Origin of the sequence: Kitasatospora sp. NPDC059812 (assembly GCF_042732075.1) — a bacterium.
In the GTDB taxonomy this organism is placed as follows: Bacteria; Actinomycetota; Actinomycetes; order Streptomycetales; family Streptomycetaceae; genus Kitasatospora.
In genome coordinates this window covers 8,570-13,213 of sequence record NZ_JBHWIO010000018.1, presented here as the reverse complement: position 1 = coordinate 13,213, position 4,644 = coordinate 8,570, and the positions used below count along the sequence as shown (strand labels likewise).

Sequence of the window (4,644 nt, the reverse complement as noted above, 5' to 3'; positions counted from 1 at the left end):
CCCCTCCCCGGCGCCCCGCCAAACTCCCGGGTCCACCCGGGTGTTCCCCCCCCGCGGGGCGCCCGGGGGTCCGGTACCGGACCCGGGAGCCTCCCGGCTTTCCGGGCGGCCTCCGCGGCCGCTGTGGTTGCTGTGGGGACAGGACCTGGGCGGCCGGCGCGGAGGAAGATCATCAACGGTTCGTCAGGGAGCCGTCAAGATCACGGGTGGTGCCGGTGAGCGGCCCTAGCATCCGGAGGACCGTTCTCCGCTGCGGATCCGCAGACGGACGCCACCTCGCCGAATGATCGGGGCACTTCAGCATGCGCGCTTCCTCCCGCCGGACGACCAGGGCCACCCAACGGGCCGTCGCCGGCACCCTGTTGGCGGCCCTGGCCTCGACCGGCCTGATGGCCGTGCCGCAGCAGGCCTCGGCGGCGACCGACTGCCCGGGTATCGAGCCGGGCGTCGGCGGGCCCGCCAACATCGGCAACGGCAACTGCTACAGCGCGCTGATCAGTTCCATCGGCGCCATGATCGGGGGCTTCCGCAGCGCGGCCCTCACCGCGCAGGCCGACAACGCGGCGTTCACCCAGGGGATGGCCGGCCAACTGAGCGCCGCCGCACCGGGGTTCAACGTGATGGTGTTCAAGTACGACGGCACCGACCTGTACGACACCCTCTGGTTCCGCAACGTCTACGAGGCGGACATGCGCGGGGTGCTGATCGACCAGACCGTCAAGCTGGAGCACCACGACAGCGAGGGCGGCCCGACCGGCTACGACGACTTCCGGATCTGGGTCTTCGCGGGCGAGTCGACCTTCACCAACAAGGGCGACGGCGGCTACGGGAACTGGGCCTTCGTCGGCAGCGACTCGGACCGGACCGTGACCACCTCCCGGTCCTGCGTGCTGATCCGCTGCTACGACAGCAAGCGGATCATCCACTTCCCGGCCCGCGAGATCCCGGCCGACATCGCGGGGACCCCCGGCACCCCGGGCGTTCCCGTCACCCCCGGCATCCCCGGCACGGTGCCGGGCGTCGGCACCGGTGGGACTGCCACCCCGGGTGTCCCGGCCAAGCCCGGTACGGTGCCGGGCGTCGGCACGGGCGGGACCGCCACCCCGGGTGTCCCGGCCAAGCCCGGTACGGTGCCGGGCGTCGGTACGGGCGGGACCGCCACTCCCGGTGTGCCCGCGCACCAGGGCGGCGGTGGCGGCGGTGACGCCGTGACCGGGCTGCTGTACCCGAAGGTGAAGACCGGCCGGGGCCCGGTGGCCACCGGGGCTGCCTCCGGCCCCTCGATCCTCGCCGGCACCAGCGGCCCCAAGAACACCGGCTGGCAGTTCACCGCGCTGGGCAACGGCCGCTACAAGATCACCAGCGCCGTGTCCGGCCTCGCGCTGACCGAGAACACCAAGGGCTACGTCGCCGACGCCAAGCCGTGGACCGGCGCCGACGAGCAGAAGTGGCAGCTCGTCGCGCAGGGCGACGGCCAGTACCGGATCCGGATCACCGACCAGGACTGCCTGACCTACGACGAGGACGCCAAGGCCCTGGGCGTCTGGACGTGCGACAGCGGCTGGAACCAGCAGTGGAGGCTCCAGTAGCAGCCGCCGGGCCCGGGACCTAGCCGAGGAGGGCTCCGGTGCCCGTGAGGAGCAGGAGGGCGGCGGCGTTGGCGCGCGGGTATGCGAGTGCCGTGCCGACCGCCTCCCGCAGCAGTGCGTACGGGCCGTGGGCGAGCAGTCCGTCCGCGCCGACCACCCGGCCGGGGGCGCCGGCCCGGCGGGCGGCGAGTGCGGTGCGGGCGGTGTGGAAGCCGCTGGTGACGACCGTGCACCGGTAGCCGGGCCGTTCGGCGGCCATCAGCGCCGCGCTGAAACGCAGGTTCTCGACGGTGTTCACGGCCCGTTCCTCGCGCCGGATCCGATCGGCCGGGACGCCCCGGGCGGTCAGGTAGCGGGCCATCGCGGCGGCCTCGGTGCACTCCTCGTGCGGGCCCTTCCCGCCGGTGACCAGGAGCAGCGGCGCGTGCCCGGCGGCCTCCTCGGCGGCGAAACGTTCCAGCGCGGCGTCCAGCCGGGCCGCCAGCGGCGGGGCGGGCTCGCAGCCGTCCAGGGCGGCGCCGAGGACGACCAGGTAGTCCGCCCCGACGGGGGTGGGGCGGCGCCCCTGCCGCAGCGCGCAGCCGAGGAAGCCGAGCAGCCAGAGCAGGACGTACCCGCCGAGCAGGACGGCGACGATCAGCAGAGCGTGCATACCGTCCGAACGTATACGGCGGAACCCCCGTTCCACTGGGCGGTTTCCAGGGGACAGGGGTTCCGTGGTGCAGGCGGCGGCGGGCTCAGCCGGCGTCGGCCGCCGGGGTGGCGGGGGTGACAGCGGCAGCGGGGGAGGCCGGGGCGGCGGGGGCCGCCGGGCCCGGGCCGCGCTTGTGCAGCGAGGCCAGGTAGGCGTTGTACGCCTCCAGCTCGGCGTCGCCGCTGCGCTCCTCGGCGCGGTCGCTGCGGCGGGCCTGCCGCTGTTCGGAACGCATCCACTGGTACACCAGCGCGATCAGCACGATCGCGGTCGGGATCTCGCCGAACGCCCAGGTGATGCCGCCGGCCAGCTTCTGGTCCTCCAGGAGGTCGGTGCCCGGCGGCGAGCCCTCCACGGTGAAGGTGGTGACCAGCGGGTGGCTGGCCATCATCACGGCCACGCCGAAGAAGGCGTGGAACGGCATGCCCATGAACAGCTCGATGATCCGCATCACATGGCTGGGGCGGTGCGGGCCCGGGTCCACGCCCATGATCGGCCAGAAGAAGGTCAGACCGGTGAGGAGGAAGTGCACCATCATGAAGATGTGCCCGGCGCGGTACTGCATCAGGAAGTCGAACAACGGGGTGAAGTAGACCCCGTACAGGCTTGCGATGAACATCGGGATGGTGAAGGCCGGGTGCGAGATCACCCGGACGTACCGGCTGTGCAGCAGCGCCACCAGCAGCTCGCGCGGCCCGCGCGGGCGGCCCCGGCCGGCCGGCCGCAGCGCGCGCAGCGCCAGCGTGATCGGGGCGCCCAGCAGCAGCAGGATCGGCGTCAGCATGGACAGCACCATGTGCTGGATCATGTGCGCGCTGAACAGCACCATGCCGTAGTCGTTCAGCCCGGTGCAGGTGACCAGGATCAGGCTGCCGACACCGGCCGCCCAGCCGACCATCCGGCCGACCGGCCAGCGGTCGCCGCGCCGGTGGAGCCGGACCACGCCCGCCGCGTACAGCGCCAGGGCGGCCAGGCCGCCCAGCAGGAACACCCAGTCGGGGGACCAGGTCCAGACGTTGGACAAGGTGAACGGGCCTAGCTGGGTCATCCCGCCGTGGTGGTGCATGCCTGACATTCCGTCGCCCATCGGGGGGCCCTGCTTTCCGTCCTGGTGGCCCCTGGAGGGGGTCCGGTTCGCCCGTTTTGCTTGGCCTACAGCCTAGGTGGGCCTTACCTCGGGCCGTGCCCCGCCCCCTCCGTACGGGTGGCCGCCGGGCGGGTGGCGGCTGGATAGACTGACCGGCCGGTCGGCGGCGACACGCCGATACGGCGACACGGGACACGCCGAGACGGCGACACGGTGGGACGGCGAGGGGTGCGGCATGGCGGCGGGACGGCGGCACCCGGAGCGCACCACGGTCGCGCTGACCGGGGCGACCGGCTTCATAGGCTCCGCGGTGCTGGCCGCCCTGACCGCCCGCGGCGCGCGGGTGCGCGCGCTGGCCCGCGCAGTGCCGGACGGGCGCGGCCCGGCCGTCTGGGTGCCGGGCGACCTCGCCGACGGGGCGGCGCTGGCCGCGCTCTGCGAGGGTGCCGACGTCCTGCTCCACCTGGCCTCCCGGGTCTCCGGGGGCGCCGAGGAGTGCGCGGTGGTGAACGTGCACGGCACCGAGGCGGTGACGGCCGCCGCGACCCGGGCCGGGGTGCGCCGGATCGTCCACCTGTCGACGACCGCGGTGTACGGCGAGGGGCCGCACTCCGGCATCGGGGTCGACGAGGTGCCGGCCGCCCCGGTCTCCGAGGCCAGCCGGACCAGGCTGCTCGGCGAACGCGTCGCGCTGGCGGCCGGCGCCGTCGTGCTGCGGCCCGGCCTGGTGACCGGGACGGGCGACCGCTGGGTGGTGCCCGCGCTGGCCGAACTGGTCCGCCGGGTGCCGGTGCCCTGGGCGGGCGGGAACGCCAGGCTCTCCGTGGTGGACCGCGCCGACCTGGCCCGGCTGATCGCCGCGCTCGCCCTGGACGACCACGCCGTCCCGCCCGGCGTCCAGCACGCGAGCCACCCCGACCCGGTCCGGGCCGGTGACCTGCTCGCCGCCCTGGCCGGCCTCGGCCTGCTGCCCGCCCTGCCCGGCGCGGACGGCCCGGATGGCCCGGGCGGCCCGGACGGCCCGGGCGCCTCGTGGGACGAATGCCGGCGTCTGCTCGCCGCCACCCCGGGCCGCGTCTCCGAGCGGCAGTTCTCCCTGATCGCCCGCGACCACTGGTACCGGGGGGACGACGTCTGGCGTCTCGCCGCCTGCCCGCCCGGCCCCGGCCCCCTCGCCCGGCTGCCCGCCGCCGCCCCCTGGTACCGCCAGGCGCTGGGGCTCGCCGCACCGGCGTAGGACCAAACCCCCGCGCGGCGCGCCGGGTGACGCGCGG

General features: G+C 74.8%; 4 protein-coding genes. 2 read left to right on the top strand and 2 right to left on the bottom strand.

The genetic code is table 11. From position 1 onward, the window contains the following. The first annotated feature begins 302 nt into the window (after positions 1–302). Positions 303–1,589 (top strand): RICIN domain-containing protein, encoded by a 1,287-nt coding sequence (locus ACFV6D_RS12225; RefSeq protein ID WP_380559492.1) that lies wholly within the window; start codon positions 303–305, stop codon positions 1,587–1,589. Positions 1,590–1,608: 19 nt separating this feature from the next. On the opposite strand, the gene ACFV6D_RS12220 is transcribed toward ACFV6D_RS12225, so the two are convergent. Together ACFV6D_RS12220 and ACFV6D_RS12215 are read right to left on the bottom strand one after the other, a co-directional pair. Continuing rightward, complete coding sequence (locus tag ACFV6D_RS12220; RefSeq protein ID WP_380430662.1) at positions 1,609–2,241, bottom strand: YdcF family protein; 633 nt, start codon at positions 2,239–2,241, stop codon at positions 1,609–1,611. A gap of 85 nt (positions 2,242–2,326) precedes the next feature. After that, positions 2,327–3,349 (bottom strand): cytochrome c oxidase assembly protein, encoded by a 1,023-nt coding sequence (locus ACFV6D_RS12215; protein ID WP_380496082.1) that lies wholly within the window; start codon positions 3,347–3,349, stop codon positions 2,327–2,329. A gap of 256 nt (positions 3,350–3,605) precedes the next feature. Here ACFV6D_RS12215 and ACFV6D_RS12210 point away from each other — a divergent pair, with 256 nt between their 5' ends. Continuing rightward, entirely contained in the window at positions 3,606–4,607 is a 1,002-nt protein-coding gene (locus ACFV6D_RS12210; protein ID WP_380559490.1) for an NAD-dependent epimerase/dehydratase family protein, read from the top strand. Positions 4,608–4,644 lie beyond the last annotated feature (37 nt).

Coding starts and splice junctions, on each gene's coding strand:
- ACFV6D_RS12225 (WP_380559492.1), top strand. CDS start 303: ATGCGCGCTTCCTCCCGCCGGACGACCAGGGCCACCCAACGGGCCGTC.
- ACFV6D_RS12220 (WP_380430662.1), bottom strand. CDS start 2,241: ATGCACGCTCTGCTGATCGTCGCCGTCCTGCTCGGCGGGTACGTCCTG.
- ACFV6D_RS12215 (WP_380496082.1), bottom strand. CDS start 3,349: ATGCACCACCACGGCGGGATGACCCAGCTAGGCCCGTTCACCTTGTCC.
- ACFV6D_RS12210 (WP_380559490.1), top strand. CDS start 3,606: ATGGCGGCGGGACGGCGGCACCCGGAGCGCACCACGGTCGCGCTGACC.